At 66.5% G+C, this 15,901-nt stretch carries 13 protein-coding genes; 10 read left to right on the top strand and 3 right to left on the bottom strand.

All coding sequences use genetic code 11. The annotated features are described in order from the left end of the window. Both HTS88_RS13910 and HTS88_RS13905 read left to right on the top strand, forming a co-directional pair. A partial coding sequence (locus HTS88_RS13910; RefSeq protein WP_217432596.1) for a single stranded DNA-binding domain-containing protein occupies positions 1–353 on the top strand: 353 nt, incomplete at its 5' end. Continuing rightward, the gene (locus tag HTS88_RS13905; protein WP_174179327.1) at positions 350–1,141 is read left to right on the top strand and encodes a DUF3159 domain-containing protein; all 792 of its coding nucleotides are present in this window, start codon (positions 350–352) and stop codon (positions 1,139–1,141) included. The genes HTS88_RS13910 and HTS88_RS13905, both read left to right, overlap by 4 nt. On the opposite strand, the gene HTS88_RS13900 is transcribed toward HTS88_RS13905, so the two are convergent. Beyond that, positions 1,138–1,881: a potassium channel family protein gene (locus HTS88_RS13900; RefSeq protein WP_174179325.1), complete on the bottom strand. Its 744-nt coding sequence runs from the start codon at positions 1,879–1,881 to the stop codon at positions 1,138–1,140. The two genes, HTS88_RS13905 and HTS88_RS13900, sit on opposite strands and share 4 nt — an antisense overlap. Then, a complete protein-coding gene (locus tag HTS88_RS13895; protein WP_066275267.1) occupies positions 1,878–2,552 on the bottom strand; it encodes a potassium channel family protein in 675 nt (224 codons plus the stop codon). The genes HTS88_RS13900 and HTS88_RS13895 overlap by 4 nt, the downstream gene beginning before the upstream one ends. 120 nt (positions 2,553–2,672) lie before the next feature. Here HTS88_RS13895 and HTS88_RS13890 point away from each other — a divergent pair, with 120 nt between their 5' ends. From HTS88_RS13890 to HTS88_RS13855, 8 genes are all read left to right on the top strand, one after another. Next, complete coding sequence (locus tag HTS88_RS13890; protein ID WP_174179323.1) at positions 2,673–4,649, top strand: amino acid permease; 1,977 nt, start codon at positions 2,673–2,675, stop codon at positions 4,647–4,649. After that, complete coding sequence (locus HTS88_RS13885) at positions 4,646–6,031, top strand: class I SAM-dependent RNA methyltransferase (RefSeq protein WP_174179321.1); 1,386 nt, start codon at positions 4,646–4,648, stop codon at positions 6,029–6,031. Before HTS88_RS13890 ends, HTS88_RS13885 begins: the two co-directional genes overlap by 4 nt. 179 nt (positions 6,032–6,210) lie before the next feature. Continuing rightward, complete coding sequence (locus tag HTS88_RS13880; protein ID WP_174179319.1) at positions 6,211–9,036, top strand: aconitate hydratase; 2,826 nt, start codon at positions 6,211–6,213, stop codon at positions 9,034–9,036. Positions 9,037–9,177: 141 nt separating this feature from the next. Beyond that, positions 9,178–11,151 (top strand): 1-deoxy-D-xylulose-5-phosphate synthase, encoded by a 1,974-nt coding sequence (dxs, locus tag HTS88_RS13875; RefSeq protein ID WP_174179317.1) that lies wholly within the window; start codon positions 9,178–9,180, stop codon positions 11,149–11,151. Beyond that, positions 11,148–11,765: a DUF402 domain-containing protein gene (locus HTS88_RS13870; protein WP_174179315.1), complete on the top strand. Its 618-nt coding sequence runs from the start codon at positions 11,148–11,150 to the stop codon at positions 11,763–11,765. The genes dxs and HTS88_RS13870 overlap by 4 nt, the downstream gene beginning before the upstream one ends. Next, positions 11,762–12,322 (top strand): hypothetical protein, encoded by a 561-nt coding sequence (locus HTS88_RS13865; protein ID WP_174179313.1) that lies wholly within the window; start codon positions 11,762–11,764, stop codon positions 12,320–12,322. Before HTS88_RS13870 ends, HTS88_RS13865 begins: the two co-directional genes overlap by 4 nt. A gap of 7 nt (positions 12,323–12,329) precedes the next feature. Then, on the top strand, positions 12,330–13,307 hold the full coding sequence (locus HTS88_RS13860) for an aldo/keto reductase (RefSeq protein ID WP_174179311.1): 978 nt from the start codon (positions 12,330–12,332) through the stop codon (positions 13,305–13,307). A gap of 7 nt (positions 13,308–13,314) precedes the next feature. Continuing rightward, positions 13,315–14,340: a nucleoside hydrolase gene (locus HTS88_RS13855; RefSeq protein WP_174179309.1), complete on the top strand. Its 1,026-nt coding sequence runs from the start codon at positions 13,315–13,317 to the stop codon at positions 14,338–14,340. Between the two features lie 21 nt (positions 14,341–14,361). Here HTS88_RS13855 and HTS88_RS13850 read toward each other — a convergent pair whose 3' ends face one another. After that, positions 14,362–15,786: a mycothione reductase gene (locus HTS88_RS13850; protein ID WP_174179307.1), complete on the bottom strand. Its 1,425-nt coding sequence runs from the start codon at positions 15,784–15,786 to the stop codon at positions 14,362–14,364. Positions 15,787–15,901 lie beyond the last annotated feature (115 nt).

The following is a 15,901-nucleotide window of genomic DNA, read 5'->3' as shown; positions in this document are numbered from 1 at the left end:
CTGATCCTGCACCGGACGGTGTGCCCCGGCACGCCGGCACGCTCCCCATCAGCCAGCTCCCGGAGAAGGGACGTGTCACCTGCCAGGGGCGCATCGAATCGGTGACTTTCCTCCCGGCAGACCAGGCTGCCGCCTTCAGCGCCATGGTTTCCGACGCCGAGCCGGGGAAAGCCTCCGCCCAGCCCGGTGCACGGCGCGGAAGGCTCCGCGTTGTGTGGCTGGGGCGCCGGCGCGTGCCGGGCATTGAAGCCGGCGCTGAGATCCGGCTGGACGGAATGCTTTCCACGAACAACGGGCTGCCCACCATGTTCAACCCACGCTACGAAATACTGTCCCGCCAGGAGAACGAATGACCGCGCCCCAGCCCGACCCCTCCGCCGGATCCCAGGGGCCGGATACTCCCGGCCACGCAGGAACGCCGGGCCCGGCGCAGGAACCTTCCCCCATGGCGGGCCTGGCAGCGGAATATGCCGCCAAGGCGGGACTGCACCGGACCCACGACGGACGCGTCGACGTCCTCCGGAGCGCAGGCGGGATCCAGGGCATTGCCGAAAGCATCGCTCCGGGACTCGTCTTCCTCGTGGCCTTCACCGTCACCCGGGAACTGACGCTGTCCCTTGTGGCGGCCCTTGCCGCGGCCGCCGTCTTCACAGTGGTCCGGCTGGTCCAGCGCAAGCCCCTGACGCAGGCACTCGCCGGCGTGGTGGGCGTGGGCATCTCGGCCTGGCTGGCCAATACCACCGGCAAGGCGGAGGACTTCTACCTGCCCGGCTTCTTCACCAACGCCGGGTACATCCTGGCGATGGTCCTCTCCATTTTCCTCAAATGGCCGGTGGCGGGCCTGCTCTTCGGATTCATCCGGAACGAAGGCCTCGACTGGCGCAAGGACCCGGCGCGGGTCAAGGCCTACCAGCTGGGCACGTGGATCATCGTTGCGGTCCTTGCGCTCCGGCTGGCGGTACAGGTTCCGCTCTACCTCATGGGTCCGGACGGACTTGCTGCCCTTGCCACCACCCGGCTCATCATGGGCGCGCCGCTGTACATCCTCGGCGTCTGGATCGCCTGGCTTGTCACCCGGCCGGCCCCGGCCCAGCCCGCGCCGGAGTCCCAGCCGAAGGACGGCCCGGCCGCGGCAGACTAGCCGTCGAACCCGTCATCCTCCGGGCCCTGCTGCTCCAGGTGTCCCGCCTCGTCAGAGGGCCTGGGCTGCGGCGGTTCCGAGGAGTCGGGGGAGAGCAGTGCGCGCAGCTCGTCCTCGGCGGCGATAGTCGTTACGAAGAACAGCTCGTCGCCGCCGTCGATCACGTCGTCACGGCTCGGCGTGATGGGGGCGTGGTCCCGAAGGATAGCCACCAGCGTGGAGTCCTCCGGCCACTGGATCTGGCCCACGGTGCTGCCGATAACGTGCGAATCGTGCGGGACGGTGAACTCCACCAGGGAGGACACGCCGGTTTGGAGCGTCAGCAGCCGGACAAGGTCGCCGATCTCCACGGCTTCCTCCACCAGGGCAGTCATGAGCTGGGGCGTGTTGACGGCAACGTCCACGCCCCAGGAATCATTGAACATCCAGTCATTCTTGGGGTTGTTGACCCGCCCCACGGTGCGCCCCACCCCGAACTCCGTCTTGGCCAGCAGCGAGACCACCAGGTTGACCTTGTCGTCACCGGTGGCCGACACGACGACGTCCGCGTCCTCAACCTTGGCCCCCTGGAGCGTGCTCAGCTCGCAGGCGTCGCCCACCAGCCAGTGTGCCCCCCGCAGGCCGCTCCGTCCGATCACTTCCGGCTTGAGGTCGATGAGGAGGATCTCATGCTTGTGCGCCAGCAGTTCCCTGGCGATGGACGATCCGACGCTTCCCGCGCCAACGATCACGACTTTCACTGGGACTCCTTGGCAGGGGCTTTGGCCAGGATCTGGGCGACCTGTGAGCTGCGGTCCACCTGGAGCATGGCGTGCACGGTGTCGCCGTCCTGGTACGCCGTACCGGCGGCCGGCAGGATTCCCTCACCGAAGCGGGTCAGGTAAGCCACCCGGATATCGGCGGCTTTTTCGATGCTGCTGACCGGGTGCCCGATCCACCCGGCGTCGAGGTCCAGTTCGGCCAGCACCAGGCGGCCGGAGGGCTCCCGGAAATCACCGGCGAGATGCTGTTCGGGCAGGATGCGCCGGAGCACCTGGTCTGCGCTCCAGCGGACCGCCGCCACGGTGGGAATGCCCAGGCGCTGGTAGATCTCGGCACGGCCGGGATCGTAAATCCGGGCGACGACGTGGGGGACGTGGAACGTTTCCCGCGCCACGCGGGTAGCAAGGATATTGGAGTTGTCACCGCTGGACACCGCCGCGAAGGCGTACGCTTCAGCGACCCCCGCCTGCTTCATGGTGTCCCGGTCGAAGCCAACACCGGTGACCTTGCGGCCCGTGAACCCCTGCCGAAGGCGGCGGAAGGCACGGTCGTCCTGGTCGATGATGGCCACAGAATGCCCGGCGTCCTCCAGCGTGTGTGCCAGCGTCGCCCCCACCCGGCCACATCCCATGATCACGAAATGCGCCACGGTGTTTCTCCTCTGTAATCCTGTCAAGGTCCTGCTGCTAGAACTCTACCGCCAGCGTCCGGGCTGCAGCCGCCCGCCGCCCGTCATGACATCGTCCGGGAATCAGACTAGCTTTGTGGGGTGCTGACAATATTGAACGCCGCCAAGCGTGTGCTGGTGGGCCGGCCATTCCGAAATGACCGGCTGGCCCATACGCTGCTTCCCAAGCGGATCGCACTTCCTGTCTTCGCTTCCGACGCCCTCTCTTCCGTGGCGTACGCACCCGATGAGATCCTGCTCACCCTGGCGCTGGCGGGTGTCAGCGCGGTGGCGTTCTCGCCCTGGGTGGGCCTGGCCGTCATGGTGGTCCTGCTCACCGTTGTGGCGTCCTACCGGCAAAACGTCCACGCCTACCCATCCGGCGGCGGCGACTACGAGATCGCCGGCGAAAACCTCGGCAAGTACGCCGGCCTCACCGTGGCCTCTGCGCTGCTGGTGGACTACGTCCTCACCGTCGCGGTGTCCATTTCCTCCGCCGCCACGTACCTCATCACCGCCGTCCCGTCGCTACACGGCAACCAGGCGGCAATTGCCGCCGTCGGCGTTGCGATCCTCGCCCTGGTGAACCTCCGCGGCGTGAAAGAGGCAGGCACCATGTTTGCCATTCCCACCTACCTCTTCATGGCGGCCATCCTGGGCATGACGGCCGTGGGCATTTTCCAGGCGGCCACCGGACAACTAGGGGAGGCACCCTCCGCCGCGTTCACGATCGTCCCGGCCCCCGGGTTTGACGAAGGCCTGGTCGGCCTCGCCGGCGCCTTCCTGCTGCTGCGCGCTTTTTCGTCTGGAGCAGCGGCGCTGACCGGCGTGGAAGCCATCAGCAACGGCGTGCCCAATTTCCGACCGCCGAAAAGCAAGAATGCGGCCACCACCCTGCTGCTGCTGGGCGTCATCGGCGCCACCATGCTGGCGGGCATCATGTACCTGGCCAACGCCACCAAGGTACACATCGTCCTCGACCCCGCAACGGAGTTCCTCCTCAACGGCAACCCGCTGCCCGAGGGGTACATCCAGACGCCGGCCATCAGCCAGATTGCCCACACCATCTTCGGGCCGGGATCCATACCGTTCTATATCGTGGTGGCCGCCACCGGCGTCATCCTGGTCTTCGCCGCCAACACGGCCTTCAACGGCTTCCCGGTGCTCGGCTCGATCCTCGCCCAGGACGGATACCTTCCGCGGCAACTGCGGACCAGGGGCGACCGGCTGGCCTTCAGCAACGGCGTCCTTGCCCTCGCCGCGGGCGCCCTGGTGCTGATCCTGGCGTTCAATGCGGACGTCACCAAGCTCATCCAGCTCTACATCGTTGGGGTTTTTATCTCCTTCACGGCCAGCCAGCTCGGCATGGTCCGGCACTGGGGCCGGAAGCTCAAACTGGCCAGGGACAAAGCCGCCCGGCGCCGCATGGCCAAATCACGCGTTATCAACAGCATCGGCTTCGGCATGACAGCCACGGTCCTCGTCATCGTGCTGATCACCAAATTCGAGCAGGGCGCCTGGATTGCCCTGCTGGCCATGTTCATCCTGTTCCTGATCATGTGGAGCATCAAAGCCCACTATGACAACGTGGCCAGGGAACTGGCAGTGGACGAGGACGCCTCGCCCCGGGCCCTCCCCACCCGGGTGCACGCCGTCCTGCTGGTCTCCCACGTGCGCAAGCCCGTGCTGCGGGCTTTGGCCTATGCCAGGGCCTCCCGGCCCTCCCGGCTTGACGCCGTCACCGTGGACATCGATCCGGAGGAAACCGCGCAGACCGTGGCCGACTGGGACAAGCTGGAGATCCCCGTGCCGCTGACGGTCCTGGCAAGCCCCTACCGCGAGACGGTCACGCCCATCATGGACTACGTCAAGCAGATGCGGCGTGACTCGCCCCGGGACCTGATCGTTGTGTACATCCCCGAATACGTGGTGGGCAAATGGTGGGAACAGCTGGTCCACAACCAGACAGCGCTCCGCATCAAGACCCGGCTGCACTTTGAACCAGGCGTCATGGTGGCGAGCGTTCCCTGGCAGCTGAAATCATCCGAAGAAGCCAAGAACCTGCAGGACGTCCAATGATTGCGAAGGCCCCGTTGCACACGACTCACCAGCCACCCGCCGGAGCCACCGGCACGGAAATAGTGCTCGACGTCGGCCCGGTGGCCCACGGCGGCCACTGCGTCGCCAGGCACGAGGGCCGCGTAATTTTCGTCCGGCACGGCATTCCCGGCGAGAAGGTGCGGGTACGCCTGACGGATGCCGAAGAGAAGGCCAAATTCTGGCGGGCCGACGTCGTGGAGGTTCTTGCCGCCTCCCCGGACCGCGTGGACCACTTCTGGCATGCCGCCGATTCGCTGCGGGCGTGGGGCCACGGACATCCCCCGGTGGGGGGAGCGGAGTTTGGCCACATGACGCTGGCCCGGCAGCGCAGCCTCAAGGCAGAGGTCCTGGCTGAACAGCTCACGCGCCTTGCCGGCGTCGGACAGCTGCCGGATGGAGCCGGCCCCAGCGTTGAAGCAGTGGGCGGACAGGACGACGGCGGTAACGGCCTCGGGTGGCGGACGCGCGCAAGTTTCTCGGTCACCCCCGGCGGGAAGCTCGGCATGCACGCGCACCGCTCCACGCACATCGTTCCCGTCCGGGAGATGCCCCTCGCCGTCGACGCCATCAACGCCCTGCGCCTCTGGGACCTCGACCTGCAGGGCATCGACCGGGTGGAAGTGGCCGCCCCGGCCAACGGCTCACGTCCGCTGGTGCTGCTGGCACCAGGTCCGGGAACCAAGCCCAAGCGGCTTAACGCCGTCGCAGCCCAACTGCCCGGCGAGGTGTCCGTAGCCACCTTTGACCCCGCTACCGAGGCCGTAACCCAGGTGCGGGGCCGCACCTGGGTGCAGGAAACCGCGGCCGGCCATGACTACCGGGTAACCGGTGCCGGATTCTGGCAGATCCACCGCGACGCGCCCGGAGCGCTTGTGGGGGGTGTCACAGAATTCCTCCAGGATGGCGGCTTCCTGCACCCCGGCGCGGTGGTGGCCGACCTCTACGCGGGCGCCGGACTCTTCACTGCCGTCCTGGCCGACGCCGTGGGGGAGACGGGTTCTGTCCTGTCCGTGGAGGGGGCTCCCGGAACCAGCCGGGACGCCCGCAAGAACCTGCATGCAGCGCCGCAGGTGGAGATCGTCCAAGGCCGGGTGGAGCGGATCCTCCGCCAGAAACAGCGGAACTTTGACGCCCTGGTCCTTGACCCGCCGCGGGCGGGCGCGGGGAAGGCCGTGGTCGGGCAGCTGGTTGAGGCGCAGCCCCGTGCCATTGCTTACGTGTCCTGCGATCCGGCGTCGTTCGCCCGGGACGTAGGGTACTTCCGCCAGGCCGGGTGGGACCTGTCAGGCCTCCGGGCCTTCGACCTGTATCCACACACCCACCACCTGGAGACGGTGGCCCTGTTGACGCCGCGCGCCTGAGGACCGGTCCATGATGCCACCGTCGTTTTCGACTACGATGGCCGTAGTAGTCCCACGTCGCGCTCCGTAATCACGGCCGGCCGTGTGCAATTTTCGGGCCCGGATCTAATTAGGGCTTCCTAACTAGCAGGCGGTCAACCGCGCGACAAAGATGAAACTGTTGCGAGAGGAGTCCTGCGATGAGCACTGTGGACAGCTTCGGTTCAAAAGGCAAACTTAATGTAGCCGGAACCGAATACGAAATTTTCCGGTTGAACTCCGTTGAAGGTGCAGAAAACCTTCCGTTCAGCCTCAAGGTATTGCTTGAAAACCTGTTGAGGACCGAGGACGGCGCGAACATCACTGCCGATCACGTCCGCGCCCTGGCAGGCTGGGATCCCAATGCCCAGCCCGATACAGAAATCCAGTTCACGCCTGCACGCGTGATCATGCAGGACTTCACCGGCGTTCCCTGCGTGGTTGACCTGGCGACGATGCGTGAAGCGGTCAAGGAACTGGGCGGCGATCCCAAGAGGGTCAACCCGCTGGCGCCTGCCGAGATGGTCATTGACCACTCGGTCCAGATCGATGCCTTCGGCAACTCCGGCGCGCTGGAGCGCAACATGGAGATCGAATACCAGCGCAACGGGGAGCGTTACCAGTTCCTGCGCTGGGGCCAGACCGCGTTCGACGACTTCAAGGTTGTCCCGCCGGGAACCGGCATCGTGCACCAGGTCAACATCGAATACCTGGCCCGCACGGTCATGACCCGCGAAGTTGACGGTGCGCTCCGTGCGTACCCGGACACCTGCGTCGGTACCGACTCCCACACCACCATGGTTAACGGCATGGGCGTCCTCGGATGGGGCGTCGGCGGCATCGAAGCCGAGGCAGCCATGCTGGGCCAGCCCGTTTCCATGCTGATCCCGCGTGTTGTGGGCTTCAAGCTGACCGGCTCCATCCCGGCCGGCGCCACCGCCACCGACGTGGTGCTCACCATCACCGAGCAGCTCCGCAAGCACGGTGTTGTGGGCAAGTTCGTGGAGTTCTACGGCGAAGGCGTTGCCGCTGTGCCGCTGGCCAACCGCGCCACCATCGGCAACATGAGCCCGGAATTCGGTTCCACGGCTGCCATGTTCCCGATCGACGATGTCACCCTGGACTACCTGCGCCTCACCGGCCGGTCAGACCAGAACGTGGCACTGGTAGAGGCTTACGCCAAGGAACAGGGCCTCTGGCACGATCCTTCCCGCGAGATCAAGTTCTCCGAATACCTGGAACTGGACCTGTCCACGGTTGTTCCGTCCATCGCCGGCCCCAAGCGCCCGCAGGACCGCATCGAACTGACTGAGGCCAAGGACGAATTCCGCCACGACCTGAAGAACTACGTCGCCCACGATGCCGACGCCGGCACCCTGGACGAGTCGCTTGAGGAGTCCTTCCCGGCCTCCGACGCGCCTTCCTTCACGGCTGGTTCGACCCACATCTCCGACACCGACCGCGAGCCCCCGAAGTACTCGGCGGCACACGGCGGCGCCGGGCGCATCTCCAGCCCGGTTCCGGTCAAGATGGCCGACGGACGCGAGTTCGAGCTGGACCACGGTGCGGTCACCATCGCATCCATCACGTCCTGCACCAACACGTCCAACCCGTCGGTCATGCTGGCCGCCGCTGTGCTGGCACGCAACGCCGTCGAAAAGGGCCTCACGGCCAAGCCGTGGGTCAAGACCTCCGTTGCCCCCGGCTCGAAGGTTGTCACCGACTACTACGAGAAGTCGGGCCTGACGCCCTACCTGGAGAAGCTCGGCTTCTACATCGTGGGCTACGGCTGCGCCACCTGCATCGGCAACTCCGGTCCGCTGGAAGCCGAGGTCTCCGAAGCAATCCAGGCCAACGACCTCGCCGTCGCAGCTGTCCTCTCGGGCAACCGCAACTTCGAAGGCCGCATCAACCCGGACGTCAAGATGAACTACCTGGCCTCCCCGCCGCTGGTCATCGCCTACGCCCTGGCCGGTTCCATGGACTTCGACTTCGAAACCGACGCCCTCGGCAAGGACGACGCAGGCAACGACGTCTTCCTGAAGGACATCTGGCCCAACCCGGTTGAGGTCCAGCAGGTCATCGATTCCTCGATCGACAAGGAAATGTTCGCCAAGGGCTACGAAGGCGTCTTTGAGGGTGACGACCGCTGGAAGGCGCTCGACACTCCCGCCGGCGACACCTTCGCCTGGGATCCGAACTCCACGTACGTCCGCAAGCCCCCGTACTTCGAGGGCATGCAGGCCAAGCCGGAGCCGGTCAAGGACATCACGGGCGCCCGCGTGCTCCTGAAGCTGGGCGATTCGGTCACCACCGACCACATCTCCCCGGCCGGTTCGTTCAAGTCCGACACCCCTGCCGGCCAGTACCTCCTGGCCAACGGCGTGGAGCGCAAGGACTTCAACTCCTACGGATCCCGCCGCGGCAACCACGAGGTGATGATCCGCGGTACGTTCGCGAACATCCGCATCAAGAACCAGATCCTGGACGGCGTCGAGGGCGGTTTCACCCGCGACTTCACCCAGGACGGCGGCCCGCAGGCCTACGTCTACGATGCTGCGCAGAACTACCAGGCAGCCGGCACCCCGCTGGTGATCCTGGCCGGCAAGGAATACGGTTCCGGGTCCTCCCGTGACTGGGCTGCCAAGGGTACCGCCCTGCTGGGCGTCAAGGCCGTCATCGCCGAGAGCTACGAGCGCATCCACCGCTCCAACCTCATTGGCATGGGCGTCCTGCCGCTGCAGTTCCCGGCCGGCGAATCCGCCGCAACCCTGGGCCTGTCCGGCACGGAGACGTTCTCGGTTGAGGGCGTCACCGCCCTGAACGAGGGCACCACGCCCAAGACCCTCAAGGTCACGGCAACTGCCGAGGACGGCAGCTCGAAGACGTTCGACGCCGTCCTGCGCATCGACACCCCCGGTGAAGCGGACTACTACCGCAACGGCGGAATCCTGCAGTACGTCCTGCGCCAGATCTCCGCTAACTAGCGGTTCCTGACAGCAGGCACCACCTTCCGAAGCCCCGGCCGGTCACCGACCAGCCGGGGCTTCGGCTGTGCAGGTGAGCCTTGTCCCGCGGCCCAAGGCGTTAGAGTTAAACGGCACGTCTACCACCTGAAGGAGGGGTCAGTGGGAATCTTGGAGACCATCCGGAATCCGCAGGACCTGAACGAGTTGTCCGAAGACCAGCTGAAGCAGCTGGCTTCGGAGGTCAGGGACTTCCTGATCACGAACGTCTCCCAGACGGGCGGGCACCTCGGACCAAACCTCGGCGTGGTGGAACTGACCCTTGCCGTGCACCGCATCTTCGACTCGCCCCGTGACAGCATCGTCTTCGACACCGGGCACCAGTCCTACGTCCACAAGCTGCTGACGGGGCGCCAGGACTTCAGCACGCTGCGCCAGGAGGGCGGAATTTCCGGATACCCCTCCCGGGCCGAATCCGAGCACGACATCGTCGAGAGCTCGCACGCCTCATCCTCCCTGTCGTGGGCGGACGGCATCTCCCGCGCCCGCCAGCTCACCGGTGAAGGCGACCGGTACGTTGTCGCCGTGGTGGGGGACGGTGCGTTGACCGGCGGCATGGCCTGGGAAGCCATCAACAACATCGCCGCGGACAAGAAACGCCGCGTGGTGATAGTGGTCAATGACAACGGCAGGTCCTACGCGCCCACCGTCGGCGGCTTCGCGGACTACCTCGCCTCCCTGCGCCCCACGATTGACTCCTTCCGGACCGCACCGGCATACGAAGTGGCGCTGGACTGGTGGAAAAAGAAACTCCAAAACGGGGGACCGGCGGGCCAGTTCACCTACAAGAGCCTGCACGCCATGAAAAAGGGCATCAAGGACTGGTGGGCTCCGCAAGGCATGTTCGAGGACCTCGGCATGAAGTACATCGGCCCCGTGGACGGCCACAACCTCCAGGCCATGGAGCACGCCCTCTCCACAGCCAAGCACTACGGCGGCCCGGTCATTGTGCATGCGATGACCGAGAAGGGCCACGGTTACGCACCCGCCCGCGCCCACGAGGCGGACCAGTTCCATGCCGTCGGCATCATCGACCCCGAAACCGGCGAGCCCACAGGTGCCGCCGGCGCCCAGTCCTGGACCTCGGTCTTCGCCGACGAAATAGCGGCCATCGCGGATGAGCGGAAGGACGTCGTCGGCATCACCGGAGCCATGCTCATCCCCGTCGGCCTGCACAAATTCGCGGCCCGGCACCCGGACCGCGTGATCGACGTCGGCATCGCCGAACAGCACGCCCTCACCTCCGCCGCCGGCATGGCCTTTGGCGGGCTGCATCCGGTGGTGGCCGTCTATGCGACCTTCCTGAACCGGGCCTTCGACCAGCTCCTGATGGATGTTGCCCTGCACAAGGCCGGCGTCACTATCGTCCTGGACCGCGCAGGCGTCACCGGGCCGGACGGCGCCAGCCACCACGGCATGTGGGACATGTCCATGGTCCAGATCGTCCCCGGACTCCACCTGGCGGCGCCCCGTGACGCCAGCAGGCTTCGCGAGGAACTGCGCGAAGCCGTGGCAATCGGCGATGCACCCACCGTGGTCCGCTTCTCGAAGGGATCCGTCGGGGCGGAAGTGGAAGCGCTTGAACGCCTCAGCGACGGCGTGGACGTGCTGGCCCGGCGGCCCAGCAGTTCCACAGAGAACGACGTCCTGATCGTCAGCGTGGGCGCCATGTCCGAACTGGCGCTGGACGTGTCCAACCGCCTCGGCGCGCAGGGCATCAGCACCACCGTGGTGGACCCGCGCTGGGTCCTGCCCGTCCCGCGTTCCATCATCGCGCTGGCATCGCACCACCGCCTGGTGATCTGCATCGAGGACGGCGTCCGTGCCGGCGGGGTCGGTTCGCGGATCCGCCAGGAAATGCGGGCGGCCGGAGTGGATACGGCCTTGAACGAGGTCGGCCTGCCGGTCGAGTTCCTGGACCACGGCACCCGCGCCCAGATCCTTGAACGCGTCGGCCTGACCGCCCAGCAGATCACGCACGACGTCGTCGCGCAGGTCCTCGGCACAAAGGTCCCCTTTGCGCGTCCCCTGCCCGGCCAGCAGCACCCCACCACCGGCAGCCTTCCGATCCTGTGAGGGGAGAGGCTGAGCTGAAATACCCCGGCGTCCTGGGGGAGCCTGCCGGGGAAAGCCATACGGCAGCAACGCGGGTACCGGAGAACCTGGAGCCCGGCCAGCTCGTGGTGGCACGGAACCGTAAATGGAACGGCAAAGCCCACTGGGTGGTACCGGGACGCTACCTCGGCGAGGACCGGCATGGCTGGTGGATCTTCCAGGGCACCAATGAATTCTGTTCGCGCCCGGGCGCGGCGTTTTACACCAAATCAGATGCCGTGCTCCTGGTGCCCCGTGAAGGCGACTGGGTGGCCACTTTCTACGATGACGCCCATCCGGGCGGCATGCGGGTCTACATCGACCTTGCCGTGGCCCACGAGTGGAGCACCATCCGCCCAGCAGTCACCGAATTCCACGTCATCGACATGGACCTGGACGTCGTCCATACGGCCGGCAGGGGCGTGTTCATCGATGACGAGGACGAATTCGCGGAACACCGCGTTGCCATGGACTATCCCGCAGTACTGGTGGAATCCCTCCAGGCATCGGCGGACCAGCTTTACCAGGCCGTGAAGGCGCAGCACGCACCGTTCGACGGCACTGACGCCGAATGGTTTACCAAAGGACGGTCATGAGCGGAATTGTCAGGGTTTACAAGCGCGACGACGAGGGCACCCTCCATTTCCGGGAGGCGTGGTATGACGAGGACTACGGCCAGTTCGTGATGAACTACGGCGTTGTGGGGCACCAGAGCAAAACCGAGGAAACGGACGTCGCCACGCCCGAGGCGGCGGAGAGCCTCCTGGACGCCTTCGCAGCCCAGTGCGCCGAAGACGGCTACGCCGAAATCCCGGAAAAGGAACAGTTCTGGGTGGTGGCCCAGTTCGCGCTGAAGACCCGGGAAGGCACCGACAGGGACCGCTACCTGGAGGAAAAAGCCACGGACGCCCTCATCAGCCACCTGGCCTGGCGCGGGCTGGGGACGGTGGAACGCTCCGAATTCACCGACTACAAGCTCAACATCTTCTGCCTGTGCCCGGAGGTGAACAAAGCCGTTAACGCCGTCAAGGTCTGCATCCGCGGCGAGGACCTGGACTTTACCAAGCTGAGCATCGGTGCCGCCCCCTTCACTGAGCCCACCACCTTCAAGCTCAAGCACTCCGCCAAGCCCGCTGCCGGCTTCAGCCTCTAGGAGCACCATGCCCACCTACCGCCGCCTCGGCAAGTCAGGCCTGACCGTGTCCACGGTGGGCCTTGGCTGCAACAATCTCGGCCGCGCCAACACCGCCACCGAATCCCAGGAGGCCACGGACGGCGTCGTCCACGCAGCGATCGACGCCGGGATCACCCTGTTCGACGTCGCCGACACGTACGGGCGGGAACCAGGGCTCAGTGAGGCGATGCTCGGGAAGGCGCTCGGCGCCAGGCGTGGGGACATTGTCCTGGCCACGAAGTTCGGCATGGACATGAAGGGTGCCAGCGGCCCGGACCTCGGTGCACGCGGCTCACGCCGCTACATCATCCAGGCCGTGGAAGCCTCGCTGCGGCGGCTAGGCACCGACTGGATCGACCTCTACCAGTTCCATACGCCGGACCCGTTGACCCCCATCGACGAGACCCTGTCCGCACTGGACACCCTCGTCAGCAGCGGCAAAGTCCGCTACATCGGGCACTCCAACCGTGCCGGCTGGCAGATCGCCCAGGCGGAGTACGTTGCGCGGGAACTGGGATGCGCCCGCTTCATCTCCACGCAAAACCACTACAACCTCCTGGATCGGCGCGCGGAGCTTGAGGTGACGCCGGCGGCAGAGGAGTTCGGGCTGGGCGTCCTGCCCTACTTCCCGCTCGCGAACGGACTGCTGACCGGCAAGTACTCGCCCGGCCATGCCCCGGACGGATCGCGCCTCAGCCACACCCGCCAGCACCTGGTCCACGACGCCGACTGGGACCAACTGGGCAGGTTCAGCACTTTCGCCCGGGAACGCGGCCTGACCGAAATCCAGGTTGCGTTTTCCTGGCTGGCAGCCCAGCCTTCGGTGGCCAGCGTCATCGCCGGCGCCACCGGGCCGGAACAGGTCCGCCAGAACGCTGAATCAGCCGGCTGGGCGCCCTCGGAGAAGGACCTCGCGGAGCTGGACAGCATCTTCCCTGCCGCTCCCAGGGTTGCCCTGTTCTAGGACCGGGATGACCGCCTTCCTGCTGGACGTGGACACGGGCATCGACGATGCCCTGGCCCTGGCCTACCTTGCCGCCCTGCCCGATACGGAATTCGTTTCCGTGACAGCCACCCCCGGGAACGTGGACGCGGACCAGGTGGCGCGCAACACCCTGGCATTGCTCGAACTGTGCGGCAGGCCCGGAGTGGAAGTGGCCATCGGCGCACGCGAACCGCTGGCCATACCGCTGCTCACCACTCCCGAGACCCACGGACCGCAGGGAATTGGCTACGCGGTCCTGCCCCAGCCGGCCGGGGCGGTGTCTGAGCGGAACGCCGTCGACCTCTGGGTTGAACACGCCCGCAACCGGCCAGGGGAGCTTACCGCCCTCATCACTGCGCCGCTGACCAACTTTGCGTTGGCCTTGCGGCAGGAACCGGAACTTCCCGAACTGCTCGCCAAGGTGGTGATCATGGGCGGCAGCTTCTACCACCAGGGCAACACCACGCCCACTGCGGAGTGGAACACCCACGTGGACCCGCACGCCGCCAAGGAAGTGTACGCCGCTTTCCGGGGCGGGGCACCGGAGAAACTTCCCATTGTCTGCTCCCTGGACACCACCGAGCGGATGGAAATGCACCCCCACCACGTGCGCCGGCTGGCGGAAGCGGCCGGTGCCCGCATCCCCGAACTGGTGCTGCCTGGACAACCCGAGGGACTGCGCAGCACCTCGGACAACACCCTCGTCCGGCACCTGTCCGACGCCCTGCGGTTCTACTTCGAGTTCCACCGGCACTACGACCAGGGATACCTGGCCCACGTCCACGACTTCTTCGCCGCCGGCGTGGCAGCGGGCACCCTGGAGTTTGAGGCCCGTCCAGCCACGGTGGACGTCGAGACCGGGTCGCCGCTCCTGGCTGGCACCACGGTGGCAGACTTCCGCGGACTCTGGGGCGCACCGCCGAACGCCCGCGTGGTCTCCGCCAACTATCCCGCAGCGGCCTTCACCGAGCTGGTCTCAGCGGTGGGCGGCCTCGCCGCCCGGCTCGCCTAGCGGCCGCTTTCGACGGCGGAACTACAGCGGGGCGTCCTCCGGCAGGTCGACGTCCAGTGCCAGGAGGGCATTTTCCACCACCTCGGTCAGCGCCGGATGGATCCAGTACGGGCCACGGGCCAGCTCATGGACGGGCACCGACCCGGCCATGGCCTGGACCAGGGGCTGGAGGAGGATGGATGCTTCATGACCCAGGATGTGGGCACCCAGCAGCCTGCCTGAGGATTTTTCGGCCACAAGTTTGACGACTCCTTCGCCATCCTCCATGGCCCAGCCGTAGGCGGTGGTGCCGTAGTCCTGGACGGCGGTCACGATGTCGGTTCCCGCGGCTGCCCGTGACCGGGCTTCTTCTTCGGTGAGGCCGACCGATGCCACCTGGGGGTTGGAGAAGACTGCGGCGGGCACTGCGGTGTAGTCGATGCGGCGCAGCCGGTCCGGGTGCTCCAGGTTGTGCGCCACCACGCGGGCTTCCCGGTTGGCCACGTGCTTGAGCTGGTACCGGTTGGCTACGTCGCCCAGGGCGTAGACGCCGTCCAGCGGCTCGCCGTGGGAAAGGACCCGCAGCCTGGCATCCACGGCCAGGGTTCCGTCGTCGTCCACGTCGAACCCGGCGGCCTCCACGCCCAGCCGGTCCGTGTTGGGAACCCGGCCGGTGGCCAGGAGCACAACATCCGCCGGGACGCACAGCGGCCGGCCCTCGGCATCGGCGAAGTTCACCTCAACGGTGCCGGTGCCGGTGTCCTTGATGGACTGCAGCGAGAAGCCCGGTTCCAGCCTCCACCGGCGTGCTGCAGCCGCCGCGAACCGCACGGAGATGTCGGCGTCGTGCCCGCGCAACAGCCGGTGCGAGCGGTTGACCTGGGTTACAACCGAGCCGAAACCGTGGAAGATCCCCGCGAACTCAGCCGCAATGTATCCGCCGCCAACCACCACCACCCTTTCCGGCAGCCCGTCGATCCGCATCACGGTGTCCGAGGTGTGCACCTGCGGCAGGCCGATTCCCGGCACATCGGGCAGGACGGCCCTGGAGCCTGCGGCAACCACAACCTGCTCAGCCGTGATATCTACACCGGATTCGGTCCGCAGGGCCCGGGGCCCGGTGAAGTGTGCGTAGTCCTCATAGAGGTCAACATGGTCCAGTTCCTTTGCCCGGTAGTCCCGGCCGGCTGAGGAGATGGAATCGATCCGGCCGAATATCCGGTCGCGGATCCCGTTCCAGTGCACTTTGTCCAGGCTGAGGTCGAGCCCGAGCCGGGCTGCCTCATGGTGCGCCGCGGCCAGCCCGGCCGGATACACGAACATCTTGGTGGGAATGCACCCCACGTTGAGGCAGGTGCCGCCGAAGACGCCGCCGTCGATGAGGGCCACCCGCTTGTTGTCCCAATATGGCGTGATCAGAGAATTGCCGGAGCCGGATCCGATGATGGCGAGGTCATAGTGGGGCATGGCGGGTCTTTCCACGGCAACGGCAGGCGGAATTTGCCTGTCCGGGCAGTCTAGGGCAGTCCGGGACCGGATGCCCCGGCAGCGGTGCTTCGCCAGTAGAATAATCGCGGACGGA

Source organism: Pseudarthrobacter oxydans (assembly GCF_013314975.1).
In the GTDB taxonomy this organism is placed as follows: Bacteria; Actinomycetota; Actinomycetes; order Actinomycetales; family Micrococcaceae; genus Arthrobacter; species Arthrobacter oxydans.
This window is presented reverse-complemented; position numbering and strand designations above follow the sequence as displayed.

Excerpts from the sequence above, each read along its gene's own strand:
- HTS88_RS13905 (WP_174179327.1), top strand. The coding sequence starts at position 350 with ATGACCGCGCCCCAGCCCGACCCCTCCGCCGGATCCCAGGGGCCGGAT.
- HTS88_RS13885 (WP_174179321.1), top strand. The coding sequence starts at position 4,646 with ATGATTGCGAAGGCCCCGTTGCACACGACTCACCAGCCACCCGCCGGA.
- HTS88_RS13880 (WP_174179319.1), top strand. The coding sequence starts at position 6,211 with ATGAGCACTGTGGACAGCTTCGGTTCAAAAGGCAAACTTAATGTAGCC.
- HTS88_RS13865 (WP_174179313.1), top strand. The coding sequence starts at position 11,762 with ATGAGCGGAATTGTCAGGGTTTACAAGCGCGACGACGAGGGCACCCTC.
- HTS88_RS13860 (WP_174179311.1), top strand. The coding sequence starts at position 12,330 with ATGCCCACCTACCGCCGCCTCGGCAAGTCAGGCCTGACCGTGTCCACG.
- HTS88_RS13855 (WP_174179309.1), top strand. The coding sequence starts at position 13,315 with ATGACCGCCTTCCTGCTGGACGTGGACACGGGCATCGACGATGCCCTG.
- HTS88_RS13850 (WP_174179307.1), bottom strand. The coding sequence starts at position 15,786 with ATGCCCCACTATGACCTCGCCATCATCGGATCCGGCTCCGGCAATTCT.